The organism is Frigoribacterium sp. AP1 (assembly GCF_056680555.1).
This window is the reverse complement of record NZ_CM155288.1, coordinates 1,021,012-1,040,391: the sequence shown is the minus strand read 5'-3', so window position 1 is coordinate 1,040,391 and position 19,380 is coordinate 1,021,012. Positions and strand designations below refer to the sequence as shown.

13 protein-coding genes are annotated in these 19,380 nt (G+C 70.1%); 7 read left to right on the top strand and 6 right to left on the bottom strand.

Annotation, left to right across the window (positions count from 1 at the left end):
• Positions 1-130 precede the first annotated feature (130 nt).
• The 4 genes from AC1MBW_RS04960 (at position 131) to AC1MBW_RS04945 (ending at position 7,491) form a co-directional block, all read left to right on the top strand.
• Positions 131-3,277: an efflux RND transporter permease subunit gene (locus AC1MBW_RS04960; protein WP_480025664.1), complete on the top strand. Its 3,147-nt coding sequence runs from the start codon at positions 131-133 to the stop codon at positions 3,275-3,277.
• 510 nt (positions 3,278-3,787) lie between these two features.
• Positions 3,788-5,884 carry a DEAD/DEAH box helicase gene (locus tag AC1MBW_RS04955; RefSeq protein ID WP_480025663.1) on the top strand — a complete coding sequence of 699 codons (2,097 nt, stop codon included), beginning with the start codon at positions 3,788-3,790 and terminating at the stop codon, positions 5,882-5,884.
• Positions 5,885-6,109: 225 nt separating this feature from the next.
• Positions 6,110-6,841: a hypothetical protein gene (locus tag AC1MBW_RS04950; RefSeq protein ID WP_480025662.1), complete on the top strand. Its 732-nt coding sequence runs from the start codon at positions 6,110-6,112 to the stop codon at positions 6,839-6,841.
• Entirely contained in the window at positions 6,838-7,491 is a 654-nt protein-coding gene (locus AC1MBW_RS04945; RefSeq protein ID WP_480025661.1) for a hypothetical protein, read from the top strand. Before AC1MBW_RS04950 ends, AC1MBW_RS04945 begins: the two co-directional genes overlap by 4 nt.
• A 120-nt stretch (positions 7,492-7,611) precedes the next feature.
• On the opposite strand, the gene AC1MBW_RS04940 is transcribed toward AC1MBW_RS04945, so the two are convergent.
• The 5 genes from AC1MBW_RS04940 to AC1MBW_RS04920 all read right to left on the bottom strand — a co-directional run bounded on the left by AC1MBW_RS04940 (position 7,612) and on the right by AC1MBW_RS04920 (position 14,743).
• Complete coding sequence (locus AC1MBW_RS04940; protein ID WP_071255642.1) at positions 7,612-8,118, bottom strand: mycothiol transferase; 507 nt, start codon at positions 8,116-8,118, stop codon at positions 7,612-7,614.
• Positions 8,119-8,287: 169 nt separating this feature from the next.
• Complete coding sequence (locus AC1MBW_RS04935) at positions 8,288-8,800, bottom strand: MarR family winged helix-turn-helix transcriptional regulator (protein ID WP_480025660.1); 513 nt, start codon at positions 8,798-8,800, stop codon at positions 8,288-8,290.
• Between the two features lie 383 nt (positions 8,801-9,183).
• Positions 9,184-11,592 (bottom strand): GNAT family N-acetyltransferase, encoded by a 2,409-nt coding sequence (locus tag AC1MBW_RS04930; protein WP_480025659.1) that lies wholly within the window; start codon positions 11,590-11,592, stop codon positions 9,184-9,186.
• Positions 11,589-13,184 carry a lysine N(6)-hydroxylase/L-ornithine N(5)-oxygenase family protein gene (locus AC1MBW_RS04925; protein ID WP_480025658.1) on the bottom strand — a complete coding sequence of 532 codons (1,596 nt, stop codon included), beginning with the start codon at positions 13,182-13,184 and terminating at the stop codon, positions 11,589-11,591. Before AC1MBW_RS04925 ends, AC1MBW_RS04930 begins: the two co-directional genes overlap by 4 nt.
• The gene (locus AC1MBW_RS04920) at positions 13,181-14,743 is read right to left on the bottom strand and encodes a pyridoxal phosphate-dependent decarboxylase family protein (RefSeq protein WP_480025657.1); all 1,563 of its coding nucleotides are present in this window, start codon (positions 14,741-14,743) and stop codon (positions 13,181-13,183) included. Before AC1MBW_RS04920 ends, AC1MBW_RS04925 begins: the two co-directional genes overlap by 4 nt.
• 57 nt (positions 14,744-14,800) lie before the next feature.
• On the opposite strand from AC1MBW_RS04920, the gene AC1MBW_RS04915 reads away from it, so the two are divergent.
• The 3 genes from AC1MBW_RS04915 to AC1MBW_RS04905 all read left to right on the top strand — a co-directional run bounded on the left by AC1MBW_RS04915 (position 14,801) and on the right by AC1MBW_RS04905 (position 17,913).
• On the top strand, positions 14,801-15,697 hold the full coding sequence (locus tag AC1MBW_RS04915) for a siderophore-interacting protein (protein ID WP_480025656.1): 897 nt from the start codon (positions 14,801-14,803) through the stop codon (positions 15,695-15,697).
• 51 nt (positions 15,698-15,748) lie between these two features.
• Positions 15,749-16,357 carry a hypothetical protein gene (locus AC1MBW_RS04910; RefSeq protein WP_480025655.1) on the top strand — a complete coding sequence of 203 codons (609 nt, stop codon included), beginning with the start codon at positions 15,749-15,751 and terminating at the stop codon, positions 16,355-16,357.
• A 659-nt stretch (positions 16,358-17,016) separates the two neighbouring features.
• Positions 17,017-17,913 (top strand): hypothetical protein, encoded by an 897-nt coding sequence (locus AC1MBW_RS04905; protein WP_480025654.1) that lies wholly within the window; start codon positions 17,017-17,019, stop codon positions 17,911-17,913.
• Positions 17,914-18,494: 581 nt separating this feature from the next.
• On the opposite strand, the gene AC1MBW_RS04900 is transcribed toward AC1MBW_RS04905, so the two are convergent.
• Positions 18,495-19,214, bottom strand: coding sequence for a hypothetical protein (locus AC1MBW_RS04900; RefSeq protein WP_480025653.1), 720 nt, complete (start codon positions 19,212-19,214; stop codon positions 18,495-18,497).
• Positions 19,215-19,380: the final 166 nt, after the last annotated feature.

The following is a 19,380-nucleotide window of genomic DNA, read 5'->3' as shown; positions in this document are numbered from 1 at the left end:
GCGACCGGCCAGGGTTCTGCACAGCGTGTAAGAAAGCGCCGCCAGTTCCCAGAGAGGCTGGTGACAATGGAGGCGCGGTGCACGTCGTTCACCGCGCCTCCTCCGCTCTCCCTCTCACCACCGGAGCACCGTGCACCTGCTGTCCGTCTTCAGCCTGCGCAACCGCGCGCTGATCGCCCTCGTCACCATCGTCGTCGCCGTCTTCGGCGGCATCGCCCTCACCTCGCTCAAGCAAGAACTCGCACCGAACGTGCAGTTCCCACAGATCGCGATCGTCAGCTCGTACCCGGGTGCCACGCCCGAGGTCGTGAACGAGGACGTCTCGACCCCGATCGAGCAGGCCGTCCAGATCATCCCCGGCCTCGAGGGCACCTCGGCGACCTCGAGCACCTCGCAGAGCACGGTGTCGGCCGAGTTCACCTACGGCACCGACCTCGACTCGGCCGAGCAGAAGATCCAGTCGGCCATCAACCGACTCTCGCTGCCCGACTCCGTCGACACCCAGGTGGTCACGGGCAGCCTCGACGACCTGCCGGTGATCCAGATCGCCGTCACCGGTTACGACTCCGCGGACTCGCAGGCCCTCGTCGACCGGTTGACGAACGTGACGGTGCCCGACCTGCAGAAGCTCGACGGCGTCCGCGAGGCCTCGATCTACGGCGACGCCGGCCAGCGCGTCACCATCTCGCCCGATCAGACGGCGCTCACCGCCGCGGGGCTGACGACCGCCGCCTTCCAGGACGCCCTCGACGCCAACGGCACGCTCATCCCCGGCGGCACCATCACGCAGGACGGCAAGACCCTGTCGATCCAGGCAGGGCAGCGGATCACCAGCGTCGACGAGATCCGCGCCCTGCCGCTGCTCGGCGGGACCTCGGCCACGACCATCGGCGACGTCGCCGACGTGCAGCTGACCGGCGCGCCCGTCACCTCGATCAGCCGCGTCGACGGACAGGACGCCCTCACGGTCGCGATCACCAAGACCCTCGACGCCAACACCGTCGACGTGTCACAGACGGTCCGCGACGCGATCCCGAGCCTCGCCTCCGACCTGGGCGACGGTGTGGACCTCACGGTCGTGTTCGACCAGGCGCCGTTCATCCAACAGTCGATCGACGCGCTCGCCGAAGAAGGGCTGCTCGGCCTCGTCTTCGCCGTCATCGTCATCCTGGTCTTCCTGCTGTCGATCCGGTCGACCATCGTCACCGCCATCAGCATCCCGACGAGCGTGCTGATCACCTTCATCGGGCTGCAGGCCGCGAATTACACGCTCAACATCCTGACCCTGGGTGCGCTGACGATCGCCATCGGCCGCGTGGTCGACGACTCGATCGTCGTCATCGAGAACATCAAGCGACACCTCACCGCGGGCGTCGACCGGCTCGAGGCGATCAAGGTCGGCGTGCGCGAGGTGGCGGGTGCCATCACCGCGTCGACGGTCACGACCGTCGTGGTGTTCCTGCCGCTGGCGTTCGTCGGCAACATCACCGGCGAGCTGTTCCGACCGTTCGCCCTGACGGTGACCATCGCGCTCGTCGCGTCGTTGTTCGTGGCGCTCACGATCGTGCCGGTGCTGGCGTACTGGTTCCTCCGGGCGCCGAAGGCCCACAAGCACGCGCCCGGGGGCGAGGCCGCCGCCGTCGAGGGGGCGACGACCGAGTCGTTGACGACCCGCGCCTCCGACCCGTCCGACACCCGGCCGCTCGACCGCCTGCGTCGCGCGTACGTCCCCGTGCTGCGGGGCACCCTGAAGCGTCCGGTCGTGACGATCCTCGTGGCACTGTTGATCCTGGTGGGCACGGGCGCCGTCATCCCCTTCATGAAGACGAACTTCCTCGGGGCGAGCGGGCAGAACACCTTCACCGTCACGCAGACCCTGCCGCCCGCGTCGAGCCTGCAGACGCAGTCCGACGCCGCCGACCGGGTCGAGCAGGTGCTCGAGGGCGTCGACGGCATCGAGACGGTCCAGCTGACCATCGGCTCGAGCGGCACGTCGATCGCGAGCTTCCTCGGCGGCTCGGGCGACAGCACGGTCACCTACTCGATCACCACCGACGAGAGCGCCGACCAGGACGCCCTGCAGGCCGACGTCCGGTCGCAGCTGGACGACGTCACCGACGCCGGCGAGATCGAGGTCTCGGCGTCGAGCGGGTTCGGCACGAGCAACGACATCACCGTCGACGTCACGGCACCCGACCCCGACAGCCTCCAGACCGCGACGGACGCCGTGCTGGAGAAGGTGCAGGGCCTTCCCGGCACCGCCGAGGCCAGCTCGAACCTGCAGGCGGCCCAGCCGGTCATCGGCGTGCAGGTCGACCGTGCCGCCGCCGCGGCGCTCGGCTACAGTGAGGTCGCCGTGGGCGGCATCGTGTCGCAGGCGATCCAGCCGTTCCGGGTGGGGTCGCTCGAGATCGACGACAGCTCGGTCGACGTCTACACGGTCGACCCGACGCCGCCGGCGACCCTCGACGAGTTGAAGGCCCTCGAGCTGCCGAGCCCGACCGGGCCGGTGCGACTCGACTCCATCGCGACGGTCGAGCAGACGACCGGGCCGACCTCGGTCACGACCACCGACGCGGTCCGTTCGGCGACCGTGACGATCACGCCGTCGAGCGACGACCTGTCGTCGGCCGGCACCGAGGTCTCCGACGCCGTCGCGTCGGTCGAACTGCCCGACGGTACCGACGCCACGATCGGCGGGGCGACGGCCGACCAGGCCAACGCGTTCTCGCAGCTCGGTCTCGCCGTGCTGATCGCCATCCTGATCGTCTACATCGTGATGGTGGCAACCTTCCGCAGCCTGGTCCAGCCGTTGCTGCTGCTCGTGTCGATCCCGTTCGCCGCGACCGGCGCGATCCTGCTGCAGCTGGCCTCGGGCGTGCCCCTGGGCGTCGCGTCGCTGATCGGCGTGCTCATGCTCGTCGGCATCGTGGTGACGAACGCCATCGTGCTGATCGACCTGGTGAACCAGTACCGCGAGAAGGGGCTGCGCGTGCGCGAGGCCCTGCTCGAGGGGGCGTCACGACGGTTGCGGCCGATCCTCATGACGGCGGCGGCCACGATCTTCGCGCTGACCCCGATGGCGCTCGGGGTCACCGGGCACGGCGGCTTCATCTCGCAGCCGCTCGCCATCGTCGTGATCGGCGGGCTCGTGTCGTCGACCCTGTTGACACTCGTGGTGCTGCCCGTCATCTACTACCTGTTCGAGCGCATCGGCGAACGTCGGGCCGACCGGCGGGCGGCGGAAGCGGCCGAGCAGGCTGCCCCCCGCGTGTGACCTCGGCCGGCGTGCCGGGTCCGGCCGTGGTCGTGGTCGTGGTCGTGGTCGTGGTCGTGGTCGTGCAATTCGCGACGACGTGCAGTGGACAGGCCGCCCAGGGCAGGACATGAGCCGCGTGTCGGCCGGTTCGTGTCGGGTTCGGTACGCCGGAAGGCCCTCGGCAGGTCGGGTTCGGTACGCCGGGAGGCCCTCGGCAGGTCGGGTTCGGTCCGTCGGGAGAGACGGGCAGGCCGCCTGTCGACCCGAGGAGGCGGGGCTTCCGGTTCGGGGGAGGCTCGGGTATCGTAGGTGGGTCGGCTCAAGACACCGCGCCTGTGGCGCGAGCACATCGGCACCTGCGGGTGCCGATCATGCACAGCTTTGAACAGCACGAGGGTTTGTAAGTCTTGTGGGCCGGATTCCCGTCGATTCGCGACGGGATGAATTCACGATTGTGAACGGTCCTGGTCAACGGCTGCCCGGGTATTTCTTCGCGTCATCTCTGACAAGCCCGGAAAGAACTCCTCCATGTCTCCTTACGACAACTCCCGCCCGCGCACCGACCGCACCGGTGGTGCCCCCAAGGCCGGCTCGAAGAGCCCCAAGCACCGCGGCCACCGTGCCGACGAGGTCGGAGCCCCGGCCGCCAAGAAGCGCTGGGACGCCAGCGAGCGTGCCGACCGCGGACGCCGCGAGTTCGGCACCCGCGACGGTGGCGGCAACCGTGCCCCCGGCGCGGCCCGCTCCGAGGACCGCCGCCCGAACTGGGAGCCGCGCGAGAAGCCGGCCGGCGGCAACCGCTTCGGCAACCGCGACTTCGACAGCCGCAACGGCGAGCGTGGCCGTGACGCCGCGCCCCGCTTCGGCCGTGACGGTGGCCGCGAGGCCGCGCGTGGCTACGGCCGCGACGGTGGCCGCGACGCCGCCCGTGGCTCCGACCGCGGACCCCGCTCGTGGGACCGTTCGGATCGCCCCGCCCGCGACGACCGTGCTCCCCGCAGCTATGACCGCGGCGACCGTCCGGCGCGCGACGACCGTGCCCCGCGTTCGTTCGACCGGAACGACCGTCCGGCTCGTGACGATCGTGCCCCCCGCAGCTACGACCGCAGCGACCGCCCGGCTCGCGACGACCGCTCGCGTGACGACCGCGCCCCTCGCAGCTTCGACCGTTCGGACCGACCTGCCCGCGACGACCGCGCGCCGCGTGCGTACGGTGACCGTCCCGAGCGCGGTGGCCGCGCCTCCGGGGGTTTCGACCGCGACGCCCGCCCGGCACGCAGCTTCGACCGCGACGACCGCGGCGACCGCCCGGCCCGCGTCGGCGACCGGTCGAGCGACTTCTACCCGAAGCGCGACGCGGCCACGCACTACTCGCCCGAGGACGACGTCAAGCTCGAGAAGCTCAAGGCCGAGGTCGTCACCGCGGCCGACGTCGAGGGCGTGAGCTTCGGCGACCTGGGCCTCGGCGACAACATCGAGCGCCAGCTGGCGACGATGGGTGCTGCGGCTCCGTTCGCGATCCAGGCGGCGACGATCCCCGACGTGCTCGCCGGTCGTGACGTGCTCGGCCGCGGCCGCACGGGCTCGGGCAAGACGATCGCCTTCGGCGCTCCGCTGGTCGAGAAGCTGATGGAGAACAACGGCGCGAAGAACCGCAAGATGGGCCGCAAGCCCCGCGCGCTGATCCTCGCCCCGACCCGCGAGCTCGCGATGCAGATCGACCGCACCGTGCAGCCCATCGCCCGCTCGGTCGGCCTGTTCACCACGCAGGTCTACGGCGGCGTGCCGCAGCAGCGTCAGGTCGGTGCGCTCAACCGCGGCGTCGACATCGTCATCGGCACCCCCGGACGCATCGAGGACCTCATCGACCAGGGTCGTCTCGACCTGAGCGAGGTCGTCGTGACCGTGCTCGACGAGGCCGACCACATGTGCGACCTCGGGTTCCTCGAGCCGGTGCAGCGCATCATCCGCGAGACCGCGACGGTCCGCCCCGACGGTGCCCGCGCCCAGAAGCTGCTCTTCAGCGCGACGCTCGACAAGGGCGTGGCGAAGCTGGTCGACGAGTTCCTCGTCGACCCGGCCGTGCACGAGGTCGCCGGCGAGGACCAGGCCAGCGCCACGATCGACCACCGCGTGCTGCTGATCGAGCAGCGCGACAAGACCGCGGTCATCGAGCAGCTCGCCTCGGGCGGTGGCAAGACCCTGGTCTTCGCCCGCACCCGCGCCTTCGCCGAGCAGCTCGCCGACCAGCTCGAGGACGCCGGCATCCGCTCGACGAGCCTGCACGGCGACCTGAACCAGGCCCGCCGCACGCGCAACCTGCAGCTGCTCACCAGCGGCAAGGTCAACGTGCTCGTCGCGACCGACGTCGCCGCCCGCGGCATCCACGTCGACGACATCGAGCTCGTCGTCCAGGCCGACATGCCCGACGAGTACAAGACCTACATGCACCGTTCCGGCCGCACCGGCCGCGCGGGCAAGGAGGGCACCGTCGTCACGCTCATCACGCGCCAGCGCCGCCGTCGCATGGAGGAGCTGCTCGACCGCGCCGAGATCGACGCCGAGATGATCGAGGCCCGCTCGGGCGACCGCCTCATCGACGAGCTCGCCGGCGTGCAGGCGTAGCGAGCGGTCCCCGGGGGCGCGCACCGCGCCTCCTGGTCTCGAACCCCGTTCCGAACGACGAACCCCGCATCTCGGGGGTTCATCGTTCGGAACGGGGTTCTTCGTCGTGCTCGGGCGCCGAGCGAGGCAGGAGAGGCGAGGCGAGGAGGCGCGATGCAGGCCGACGGCGGACGTCCCGTGAACGGGGAGTCGGCCCCGCGCCCGCCCGCCCCCTAGTCTCTCGATGTGCCCCCGACCCGTGACCGCCCCGGCTTGCTGCGCGTGCGCCTGGAGAACCGGTGGCGGTGGCACGTGGTCGACCCGTCGCTCGACGCGGCGACGGCCGACGCAGCGGTGGCCGAACTGCGGCGGCGGAATGCGGGGACGTACGTCGGACCGGTACGGAGGGTCGTGCGGTACACGCCGTGGCTCGCGTTCGTGCTGGTGTTCGTCGCGGGGAGCGCCGGGCTTGGCGTCCTGCTCGAGGCGGTGCGACTGACCGAGCCGTTGGCGGAGGGGACCGTCAACGTCGTGGTCGGCATGGCCCTGTTCGTCGGTGCGGCTTTCGCCGCCTGGGGTGTGTGGACGGTGACGACCCCCGACCTGCCGATGCCGGTCACGGCCCCCGACGTGGTCGAGGTGGACGACGAGGTCCTCGCCTGGGTCACCGACGAGACACCCGCCTCGGCCGTGTGGCGGCTGAACGACGTGGTGTCGCTGTACACCGAGCTCGTCGAGGCGTCGTGGACGGTCGAGGACCTCCTCCACGGTTACGTCGACGCCGATGGCGACGGTGAGCTGGAATTCGCGGGTGACCCGGCACTTCGGCTCGACTTACCGATCGACGGCCGCGTGGACGCTCCGGCACTCGTCGCCCTCCGCTCGGCGATCGGCGACGCCGCCGAGGCGCTCCGGGCCGTCGCGGGACCGCTGGGGTTCGAACCCGATCGCGTGCTGACGAGGGACGACGCGGCATGACGGCCTTCGTGAGCGTCGCCCAGGCAGGAGTCGAGACCCACTACCTCGTCGCCGATCCGTCCGTCCCTCTCGACGTCGCCACGGAGGTCGTGCGTCGCCGGGCCTTCGTCCCCAACGGTTCGGCGGGCGTGCGTGTGGCCCTCGGGGCAGGCGTCGCGCTCGGGGTGGCCGCAGCATGGTGGCTCGCCTGGCACGTGGCGGGCTGGCGGGAACCACCTTCGTTCGTCGTACCGGCGGCCGTCGGTGCGTCAGCGGGTGCGGCGGTCTCGGCGGGTCTCCGTGCCCTCGCCCGCTGGATCGAGGGATTCGGGACGCGTGCCCGGGTGCGTGCCGGGCACCGCTCACGAGCGGAGGTGCCCGGGGTCCTCGAGTACGTGCCCGTCGAGGTGCGGCGGTGGGCGGAGTCCGTACCCGCCCCCGCGGTGGACGTCGTGGACCTCGCACGGTCATGGACGGCGGCCCGGTCGGCGGCCACGTCGGTGGAGCTCTGGCGTCGCGTCACGTCCGAGGGCAGTCAGCCACACGCCGACGCCGTCGTCCGGCCGGTGCTCACCGCCGAGTACGAGGCGCGCCGGGCCGAACTCGACGAGCTGGCCGCGCGGCTCGGTTTCACGGTGCCGGCCGACTTGCCGCCGTCCCTCGACGACTGAACCCGCGCCTCCTGCGCTCGTGAGGCCCCAGGAAGTCGGCGAGACACCCGCGCGCGCGAGAGGGTCTCGGCGGATTCCTGGGGTCTCGGCGCAGCGGGCGGCGGGCGGCAGGCGGCGGGGCTAGCGGCGGTCGAGCAGGCCGCGCACGTAGGAGGCCTGGCCGAGGTGCTGCACGCAGTCGTTCAAGATGCTCACGAGGCGGGCTCCGGCCGTGACGGGAGGGTCCCACGCCTCGTCGACCACGTCGTCGTACGAGGCGCCGTCGAGGTCGTCCAGGTAGCCCCGCGTCCGCAGCGTGACGGCCTCCAGGTAGCCGATCAACAGCTCGGCGTCGACCCGCACCGCGGCCACGTCGGCCGGTGACATGCCGTAGCCCATCTCGGCCGACGAGAACGGCAGCGCGAACGACTCGGCCCAGCCGTCGGCCGTCCAGACCTGGTCGGACGCGGCGAGGTCGGCGATCTGGACGTCCTGCCCGCGAGCGGTGTGCCAGACGAGCCAGGCGATCGTGTTCGCCTCGTCGTCCGGACGCCAGGCGAGGTCGTCGACCGAGAGGTCGGCGACCGCCCGGACGGCGATGGCGGGGAGGCGCGAGAAGGCTTCGACGAGGACGTCCGAGGGGGTCATCGGCCCACCCTACGACCGGCCGCGCGCGCCGGTGCGGGTCGCCCGGATCATCCAGGCGACGTCGAACCACCGGAGTGGCGTCGAACCACCGACATGCGTGGTTCGACGCCACATCGGTGGTTCGACCCGGTGCTGGTCCGACCCGGTGCTGGTCCGATCCGGCGGCCGCTCAGGCCTCGGGAGCGCCGACGACGTCGTCGCCGGCCGCGGCGCGCGTCAGCGAGTCGCCGATCGCACGCATCGCCGCCGCGAGGAAGTCGAGGTGGTTCGGGTCGACCGCGTCGCGGAACGCCCGGCGGTAGAAGTCGTGGATCTGGTCGATCGCCTCGCGGCCGGCCGGGGCCAGCTCGAGCAGCACGCTGCGTCGGTCGGAGGGGTGCGGCTGGCGCGTGATGTACCCGCCGGTCTCGAGCCGGTCGACCAGGCTCGTGGTCGCCCCGGTCGACAGCTCGAGGAACTCGGCGGCGCGCTTGGGGGTCGTGTCGTGGTCCGTCGCGATGAACGTCAGGCAGCGGAGGTCGGTGGTCCCCATGCCGAAGTGGTCGGCGACGACCTTCTGCACGCGCTCGCCCTGGCGTTGCAACGACGCGTAGGCCGTGAGCACGAGGGTCACGTCGAGTTGGCCCTCGTCGTCGAGGGGCGGAGGGGAGCCGGCGGGCGGCTGGGGCGAGACGTCGGACATGGCGGGCTCTCTGCTGGCGGGACGGCGACGCGAGGACGGAGCGAAGACGAGGAGGCGCGGCGAAGGACGCCACGGACGACCAGGATAGCTCGTCGGTTGAGTTGTACGAGCTTCGAATCACCCGGCGATCCGCAGCGGACGCCCAGCCGCACCTCGTTGTCATCCCCTTGCTCGACGAGTATCTTGAAATTCGAGCAATTCGACGGCGGTACCGTCGGTCGGAGGGCTCGAACCGCTGCCGGTGGTTCTCCCCCTGTGACCGGCAGTGGCCCCGCACGGCCCGTGGCCTCATGCGGACCGGGTGGTGGCCGACCGTGAATCGGCCACCACCTCCCAGGGGTGGAGGCGGCCCGACCGCTCCCGCCCCGGGAGGCGCCGCCCCGCTACCGAGCGATCGGGTTCGCCAGCGTTCCGGCGTAGATCAGCGACGACGACTGCGCGGCCAGGTCGACCATCTGCCGGGTGTCGCGCAGCTGCAACCGGTTCAGGCACGAATGGTCGAAGCGGGCCGCCCGCAGGTCGACCGATCCGGGCAGGTCGGGGTGTTCGTCGGCGTGCCGGTCCACGCACTCGGCCACGAGCGCCCAGAACCGGGCCACGGGCAGCACGCCGTCGCCGTCGAGGATGGCGGCCAGATGACGGAACACCCCGTCGAACACGTCGGTGAAGACCGCCAACGCCTTCTCGCGGTCGTCGACCGGGTGCACGGTCCGCCGGACGGCCTCGGGGACCTCGCGCGGGGCGACGACGACGATCTCCTCGCCGATGTCCTTCATGAAGGCCGCCGTCGGCACGCAGCCCTCGAGCACGAGGATGACGTTCTCGCCGTGCGGCATGAACGCCAGGTCGTGCGCCCGCAGGCAGTGCACGACCGGGCGCAGGTACGCGTGCAGGTACGACCGCAGCCAGGCCTCGGCCCCGACCCCCGAGGCCTTCACCAGCGCCGAGGCGAGTGCGTCGCCGGCCCCGTCGCGGTGCAGCAGCGCCGCCATGGTGGCGAGCCGCTCGCCCGGCCCGACCAGCGGCACCGGACTCTCGCGCCAGAGCGCGGCGATCATCTTGCGGTGCGGCGACGAGGCCGTCGTCCGGTGGTAGACGTCACCGGTGTAGCCGACGGAGGCGCGCTCCCTCAGGACCCGGAACCGCGCCTCCTGCAGGGTCGCGTCGGTGCGCACGAGGTCGTGCACCCAGTCGTTGATCGCGGGCGTCGGCCTCATGTAGGCCGGCGAGAGACCACGGACGAACCCCATGTTCTGGATGGCCAGCGCCGTCTTGACGTAGTGCCGGCCGGGGCGGCTGCGGTTCGCGAAGGTGCGGATCGACTGCTGCGCCTGGTACGTGTCGTCGCCCTCGCCGAGCAGCACGAGGTCGCGCCGGGCGACGTCCGGAGCGAACGAGATCGCGACGCGGTGCTGCCACTGCCACGGGTGGACCGGCAGGTAGTGGAACGCGGCCGGGTCGAGACCCTTCGCGGCGAGGGTCGCGTCGAACCGGTCGACGGTCTCGGGGCCCAGCTCGGCCTGCCACAGCGATCGCTCGTCGAGCCCTGCTCCGAGCGCCAGGTGGGTCGCCGAGCGCCGGGCGGCGAGCCAGACCAGTCGCACGGGCGCCGCGGCCTCGGGGGCGAAGGCCTGGAACTCGTCGAGTCCGAGACCGATGCGCCCGGCGTTCGCGACGAAGCCCGGGTGCCCCTCGGTCATCGCGGCCTCGACGGTCTGGAAGTCCGCGGTGGTCAGCTGCTCGGCGGTCGGACCGCCTCGGTGACGCTTGTAGGCGGCGCTCGCCAGGGTCGACGAGACCTCCTCGAGGTAGGTGGCGAGGAGCGACTCGGGGATGCCGAGCAGGTCGTCGAGCTCGACGATCAGCGCGAGGGCGTCGAGGGGCTCGGGGTGGCCGTCGACCGTGCGCGTGACCGTCGTCTCGTCGATCGCCCAGTGCTCGAGGGACTGTCGGCGGGCGGCGAAGCGGTAGTCGACCCGGTGGCCGTCGTGGTCGAGCGAGACGCGCCAGGGGCCGTCGGTCGAGGCGGTCTCGTCGTCGGGGGCGGTGTCGTCGGGGGCGGTGCCGTCGGCCACCGGGGCGATCAGCCGCTCGTGCGCGAACTCGCTCAGCGCCTTGGCCACGAGGTGGCGATGCGCCCACCCCATCGGGCCGGGGGCGAGATGCGACGCGGCCCGGTCGTGTCGGGTCAACACCGAGAGTCGAGCCGTCTTGTCGGGCAGCTCGACCTCGCCGAGCGCCCGGAACCCCACCTCGTCGTTCTTCGCCGCGATGCGGTCGTTCGCCACGTCGGGCTCGACCACGATCCGCCGGGCCTGCTCGATCTCGAAGACGAAGTCGACGACGCTCGCCATCACGGCGCTGGTCAGCCCGTGCACCCGCTGGCCCCGCGGCGGGGCGACGAGCAGGTGCATGCCCACGTCGCCCGGCTCGGCGTCGTGCACCTCGGTGAGCAGCACCTCGGCCGGGTCGTAGGTCTCGACGAAGAACGTCGGCTCGCCGTCGACCCGCCCGAGCCAGGTCTGCTGGTGCGGGTCGGCGTCGATCGCGGCCAGGTAGGCGCGCACCTCGTCGGTGCTCAGGCCCGCCATCTGCCAGGCGGCCGACGCCGGGTGCGCCAGCCACCGGCGCAGGCAGACGGCGTAGGGGTCGGCGGCGAACGGCTCGATCGTGACGAGACCGCAGGAGGCGCGGCGTGAGAACGCCACGCCCGTCGCCCGGTCGTCGGTGCGGCACGGTGCTGAGGGCTCTGTCGCGGGCGCGAGCGCCTCGGTGTCGTGGGTGGTGCTCATCGGGTGACCCGCGCCTCCTCGGTCGGTGTCGGTTCGGGCGGGCGGCCGCCGGGCCGAACCCGACCGCCGTCCCGGTCCGAGGCGTGCAATTCCCGACCGTCGCGGGGTGACACGCCGCTCACTTCCGCTCCGGAGGAGTCCTGCGCGCCGGACTTGTCGCGAATTGCACAGCCGGGGGCGGGGGCAGGGGCAGGGGCGGGGGCGGGGGCGGGGGTTGGCGTCGGGGTGGGGGAGGGCGCGGGGTGGCCGAAGGTCTGGAAGGCGATGCGGCGCTCGAGGCGGTAGGGCTCGCGGCCGGTGATCGCTGCGATGATGCTCGAGTTGCGCCAGGCGCCGAAGCCGAGGTCGGGGGCGGTGAGGCCGTGGGTGTGTTCCTCGGCGTTCTGGACGAACAGCCGCCCGCGGCCGCCGTCGATCGAGTAGTCCCGCGCCACGGCCAGGCGGCCCAGGTCGTCGCGGTCGACGCGGTCGCCGAGCGCGTCGAGGAAGGACGGCACCCGGGCGACGTAGCCCGTCGCGACGACGAGCGCGTCCGTGCGCCGGGTGGCCGTGGTCCCGAGCTGCGCGTGCCGCACCGTCAGCTCGATCTGCTCGTCGGCGTCGACCCACCGGGCGTCGACGAGCTCGGTCTCGGTCAGCAGGGTCGAGTCGACCGGCCCGTCGACGCTCAACCGGTAGAGCGTGTCGTACACGTCGTCGACGAGGTCGCCGCTGATGCCCTTGTAGAGGCTGCGCTGCTCACGGCCCAACCGGTCGCGGGTCTCGCGCGGCAGCGAGTGGAAGTGGTCGGTGTACTCGGGGCTGGTGAGCTCGAGCGTGAGCTTCGTGTACTCCATCGGGAAGAACCGTGGCGAGCGGGTGACCCAGTCGAGCCGGTGCCCCGGGCGGTCGCCGACGCGGGTCGTGTCGAGCAGGTCGCGGTAGATCTCGGCGGCCGACTGCCCGCTGCCGACGATCGTCACCGAGTCGGTGGCACGCAGGCGGTCACGGGCCGCGAGGTAGTCGGCGCTGTGCACGACCGGACCCTGGGCGTCGCCCCGGCCGGCGAGCTGCTGCAGCGACTCGGGGAGGCGCGGCTCGGTGCCCACCCCCAGCACGACGTGACGGGCGTGCCAGGTCTCGACGGCCCCGTCGGTGCCGCGTCGCGAGGTCACGACGTACGTCCCGTCGGGCTGCTCGTCGACGCTCGTGACGCGGCGGCCCCACCGCAGCGTGTCGAGCTGGTCCGCGACCCAGCGGCAGTAGGCGTCGTACTCCGCGCGGAGCGGGGAGAACTCCTCGCGGATGTAGAACGGGTAGAGCCGCCCGGTCGCCTTCAGCCAGTTCAGGAAGCCGAAGCGCGAGGTCGGGTCGGCCATCGTCACGAGGTCGGCGAGGAACGGCACCTGGATCGTCGCACCCTCGATCATCATGCCGGGGTGCCAGGCGAAGCCGTCGTTCTCGTCGAGGAACACCGCGTCGACGTCGTCGAGCGGGTCGGTCAGGGCGGCCAGGCCGAGGTTGAAGGGGCCCAGGCCGATGCCGACGAGGTCGAGGAGGTGCGGGGTGTCGCGGGGCGCGGTGGCGGCGGCTGCTGCGGCGGTGGCGGTCATCGGGCGGCCTCCGTCCCCGCGGCGACGAGGGCGGGGGCGTCGCTCTCGAGCAGGGCCCACGAGGAGGCGCGGACCAGCTCGAGCACGCCCCTCACGTCGTCGAGACCCGCGTCGGGGTTGAGCAGCGTCAGCTTGAGGCAGGGGCGCCCGTCGACCACGGTCTTCGCGACGATCGCCCTGCCGGACTCGAAGAGCACGCGTCGGACCAGCGGGACGAGCCGGTCGGCGGTGGCGTCGTCGACGCCGGCCGGTTGCCAGCGGAACAGCGCCGTGCTGAGCTGCGTCTCGGCGAGCAGGACGAACTCGTCGTCGCCACGCAGCAGGTCGTGGGCCTCGGCCGCGAGGTCGATCACCCGGTCGACCAGCTCGCCGACGCCGTCGGCGCCGAGGGCGCGGAGCGTCGCCCAGAGCTTGAGCGCGTCGAACCGTCGGGTGGTCTGCAGCGACTTCGAGACCTGGTTCGGTTCGGGGTCGGACAGCGGGTTGAGGTAGTCGGCGTGCCAGGCGACCGGGTCGAGGTCGTGCCCGTCGCGCACGATCAGCGCGCTCGACGACACCGGCTGGAAGAACGTCTTGTGGAAGTCGACCGTGACCGACCGGGCGTGCTCGATGCCGTCGAGCAGGTGCCGACGCGTCGGTGAGACGAGCAGGCCGCCGCCGTAGGCCGCGTCGACGTGCAGCCAGACGCCCGTGCGATCGCAGACCCCGGCGATCGCGGCGATCGGGTCGAGGCATCCGCGGTCGGTCGTGCCGGCGGTCGCCACCACGGCGACCGGCAGGTGTCCGGCCTGGACGAGGGCGTCCAGGGTGACGGCGAGCGCCTCGGGCAGCATCCGGCCGGCGGCGTCCGTGGGGACGGTCACGACGGCGTCCTCGCCGAGTCCGAGCAGGCGGGCCGACTTCTGCACGCTGAAGTGGCTCTCGGCGGTGGCGAGAACGACCATGCGGCCGAGCAGGTCGTGCAGCGCCGTGGCGCGCGGGACGGGACGGTGACCGGGGGCGGCCGTGTTCCGCAGCCGCGCCTCCTCGTCCTCGGCGTCGGCGCGGGCGCGGGCCGTGGCGTGCTCGCGGGCGAGCAGCAGGGCGTGCAGGTTCGACTGCGTGCCGCCCGAGGTGAAGATCCCGTCGCGGGTGGCCGGGTCGAAGCCGATGCGCTCGGCGGTCCAGTCGACGAGGCGACGCTCGATCAGGGTGCCGACGGCCGACTGGTCGTAGGTGTCCACCGACGGGTTGACCGCGGCGAGCACGGCCTCGGCGGCGACCGCGGGCAGGGCGACGGGGCAGTTGAGGTGCGACTGGTAGGCGGGGTCGTGGAACCAGACCGCGTTCGCGGTGAAGAGCTCGTCGACCTCGCGCAGGGCGTCGTCGACGCCGGTGCCCGGGGCGTCGAGGTCGACGGCGTCGACGAGGTGCTGCAGGTGCGCACGGCTCTCGCCCGAGAAGGGTTGGCGCGTGGTGCGGAAGCGGTCGGCGACGCGGGCGACGGCGGCGCCGGTGAGGCGCTCGTACTCGTCGGCGGTCGCGGTGGTGAGCAGTGCGGACGCGTGGCGTTCGGACACGGGTCTCCTTTTGGATCATGGTGGAGCGGACAGAACTCGTTAGGTTAGCCTTACCTTATGTCGACCCGCCGCCCGCCCGTCAAGCCCGCCGACCCCCGAGTGCACCGGCTCGAGGTGCTGCGCTCGGAGCGCGTCTCGCCGAGCTTCCAGCGCGTCACCGTCGTCGGCGACGACCTGCACGAGTTCGGCGACATGGGCTTCGACCAGTGGTTTCGGCTGTTCCTGCCGCTTCCCGGCAGTGACTCGTTGCGGCTGCCGCGGGCGACGACGTCGCTCTGGTACGCGCAGTACCTGGCGATCCCCGAGGCCGAGCGGCCGCACTGCGCGAACTACACGGTGCGCGAGTTCCGGCCGGCGGGTGCTTCTCGCGCCGAGCTCGACATCGACTTCGTGCTGCACCGCGGCGAGTCCGGCGAACTCGAAGGAGGCGCGGCGATCTGGGCCTGCGCCGCCCGCCCCGGCGACGCCCTCGGCCTGCTCGACCAGGGCGTGCTGTTCAACGCCCCCGACGACGCGACCGAGATCCACCTGGTCGCCGACGAGACCGGGCTGCCGGGGACGGAAGGCATCGTGCGGTCGCTGCACCGCGCCTCCGTGGGATCGGTGATCCTGGAGGTGCCGACCCGGGCCGACGTGCGGCCGCTCGACGCGCCCGACGGCGTCGAGGTGACGTGGGTGGTGCGGGACGAGCTCGACGCGCGGGCGCTCGGCGCCCTGGGGTCCGGCCCCCGGGCGCTCGGCGGCGACTACGACGGCGCTGACGGTCGGGGTGCCGGGGGTGTCGCGCCGGGGGAGGGGGCGCTCGCCGCCTTGCTCTCGCGGTCGGCGGCCGACCCGCGGGCCTACGCCTATGTCGTGGGCGAGTCCGCGCTGGCGACCGGCGGACGGCGACACCTGCACGCGGCGGGGCTGCCGAAGAACCGCATCACGTTCTCGGGGTACTGGAAGCGCTGAGGGTTTTTGGCACCAGAAAGTCAAATGCATGCGTTCGGCTAGGGTTGCCGAGTGCCCACGATCTACCGCCAGCGCCGCGCTTACATCGTGACGGCTGATGGTGCTGTAGATGCTCTGCGGGAGGCTTCTGAATGGCTAACGCAGTACCTCAAGCGTGGGGATATACCGGTCGCTACAAGTGGTTCTGCTCATACGACTGAGGACGCGACCGTCGACGCCGCGACCATTGCGGGGCTTGTATCTGAGGCTCAACGGAACCACTTGATGCTGACCGGGGTGAGTTTTTACTCGTCTCGAAGATCACGGACACGTCTGGGATTCGACATCCGCGCTTCTCTGCTTCGAAATCTGCTAATAGATGTTGAGTTCGAGCATGAAGACGAAGCTTGGACTCTAGGCATTGCAAGCGGCCTTGATCGCCTAATGAGAAGTAGGGGCAACGAGTCCGTTGCCACCGATCGGTACTTTGAGGAAAAGGTTCCGTTCTTACCCTTGCCGCCCGTCGCGGAGGGAATCGTGAAGGTTGAAGAAAAGAGCAGTGGTGTCTTGAGCGCTCCTTGGTGGAACGCGCTGAAGTGGATAGCAGCAGTGGTTGGTGCGGTGTTGGCAACCGTGCTGGCCGTGTACGTCACGAACCAGCTTGGCTGGACCAAACCGTAGGCATCGCAAAGGTCGCCTTCTTTCGCGTGGACATGACATGAAGGGCGGGGCATCCCAGGCGGCCCAATAAGACCACAACGAGATAGTCGCCTGATCGCATTCTGCGGCAGGGCATATAGTCAAGGTCGATTGGCGCCAGCGCTGCTGGCTTTGTCCCAGAACATTCTTTCCAGCGAACGCTGGTTCGCCTTAGGGGCGTCGAGCTGGCGGTGGAGGATTCGGCTGCTTGTGCTTACACGGATGTAGCAGACTCTTCACTTATGGTACATTCCCCAACTGGATGCTTACTTATCTTGTAATATAGGTCATAGATCTAATCTATAAGGCATTTCCCACGTTTCTGAGCACGCGTCTCGTGGCCACGCCTCCCTGTCTCTCAAGCGCATGCTCTTAATACCTGCAGCGGGTTTCCTGGTCCTTCGGGATCGCTTGAGCCTTTGGGCCTGGGCGCGTGCAAGTGACAAGTTGTCAGGACCGTGTCCCTTGCAATGGTCGAGGCTACACATGTGTAGCCTCCCTCTCACGACCTAGGAGACCCTCAATTGGCTACGTACACCATGACGCCCTACGCCTTCTCGCTTGCGCCAAGATACGCACGAGGTGGCGAAAGACGACCTATCGCTGATCTCAATGGGCGAGGTCTTACGCTGAGGTCAATCTTGGACAAGAAGCTCGAGTCGTATAAAGGTGATGAGTTGATCATCGATGCGGAAGACGCGTCTCGGTCACTTCGCGTACGACGATTTTATCCGATTGGGAACTTCACTTTCGTTGAATTCGGACTGGGCCGTGGCGGTGTCGTCGGCATGCTTCATAAGAAAACCGGAGAGCGTACGGCCTACGCAGGAGACGATCACAACGAGACAGTAGTTCGGGGTATTTTCGTCTACCCCGAGAGTAGTCACGAGGCCTTCTGGTTGAGCGAGCGAGCGGGTAACATCACGGCCTACTCGCACCTCTACAAGGTACTGAAGCAGGCTGCTCGAGATGTGGTGCCTGACCTAACGCCCAAGCTCGACGTTGTCGCGGATTGGGCGGCCGTGAAGTCTTGGGCAGCGCAAGTTGCGGTGAAGGAGCTGCGTTTTGATGCGCCTCGCATGGGCACTTCGAGTCAGGCGATGGATGTCAACGGCTTGCACGGAGACATTCGGATCACCATCAAACCCCGAGGTGTGAAGTTGGACCGCCTGGTGAAAGACACGGGCCCTGACGCTGAGGCCGTCTTCGGATTCCTTTCGAGCGCGCCCCTTGTCAGAGAGAGCAACATATCGACCGAATCCATTGTCGGTCAGGGCTGGGGGGCCAAGGTAGCTTTTGAAAATAAAGCGGGTCGTCAGCGTTCGTTCGGCCTGTCCCTCGACGAGGATGGTCCGACACTGATCTACCCGGTGGGACACGCACCAGACACGGACCGTAATTCATCCACAGGTCTATCTCAGGCCTACGTTCCGTCTGATAGCGAGTTCAGGGCTGCTTGCGCCGAGTTCCTTGAGGACATCTCGGCGAGGCTCGGGGTCGGAGCGTCAGTAGCAAATGACATCCTGGCGCAGAACTGACCAGATCGTTGACTAGGAGGATTGCATGAACGGGGTGTCCCTCCTTCGCATCTTCCGGGACCAGTTCTTCTCGGATGCGCCTCCCGCAATTACTAGGCCAGGTCTCGCCTGGCTACAGATCGCCTGGTTGCTTCTTTCCTCTGCTCTGGGTCTTGCCTACGCACTGAGCGGTGTCACTAAAGATGGAGGTGCATCCGTCCTGGCGGCGAACGCCGTCTTCACTGCTCTCAGTGTCACGATGGCGATGTTCTTCTGGCCCCGAGCGATCAACTTGAAGAATGACCCTGGCTTTCTGCATAGACCCGAGAGATGGCACGTCTACCGACTGACGACGCAACTTTTTTGGACTGTACTGGTCGGAGTTACCTCAACGGGGCTTGCAGTCGCTCAGCTTGCTGTCTCGAGCAACCTGACCGGGTTGTCCGGTGTCGTGGAGGCAGTATCGGTTGCTCTTACGATTTACCAAGTTCTGCTCTTGGCGCAGTCCGTCTTTCGCTTGTACGCGGCCACTTTTTGGATGCCTCGGGCCTAGTTGTCGACCTGGGTGTCGTCGAGCCTGGAATCTACGAGTCAGGGGACCGCTACCAGGCCGCGGGCAGCGGGTCGCCCGCGGCAGGCGGGTGCTCGACGAGGGCGACGGCGTCGTCGCGGCCGATGTGGCCGGGGAAGTTGTAACGGGCGAACCGGCCGGTCGGGTCGTGGATCGACGTCGGCATGGCGACGGAGGTGCGTCGCAGCGCCTCCGCCAACACGGCGGTCGAGATCGGGTCGAGGGTCGCGTCCTGCCGGTCGCGCAGGATGAACTCGACCCGCGCCTCCTTGGCCGTCAGTCGGAGCACGAGCACCCGGCCGCCGGTGCCGACGGGCGCCGTCGTCAGGACGGCACGGTCGACCTGGGCCAGGGGGATCGGTCGGCGGGTGCCGGCGCGCAGCTGCCCCGAGTCGAGGTCGACCCAGGGCTGTGGCGCCAGGGCGTTCCGGATCAGCGTGATCACGGCGACGATCCCGACCGTGACGCCGATGGCGATCAGCAGGGCGAGGTCCCAGCGGAAGGTCGCCTCGGCGATGCGGAAGAAGAAGTTGACGCCCTGGATCGCCGCGAGGAACGCGAAGGCCGTCGTCGCCCCGACCCACGTCGACCACCAGCGGCGCTCGCCGATGCGCACCCAGCCGTGCGGGAGCTCGGTCGGGTCGGGGTCGCTCGGGTCGGTCGGTGCGGGGTTGCTCGCTCGGGCCGGGGTGGACGGGTCGGGTTCGGTCGAGTCGTCAGGAGGCGCGGGCGCGTCGTCGGGATCGCTCACCTGGCCGACGCTACCGGGGTCCGCGGCGGGAGGTCCGGGGCGCGAGTCGCACCATCGGCTGAACGTCGCACCGTGCACAGGAGCGGTGCGACGTTCATCCGACGGTGCGACGCGTGCTCGCGTCGGGGGCTCGGCCCCGTGCGGCGTGCCGAACCCGACCGCCCGC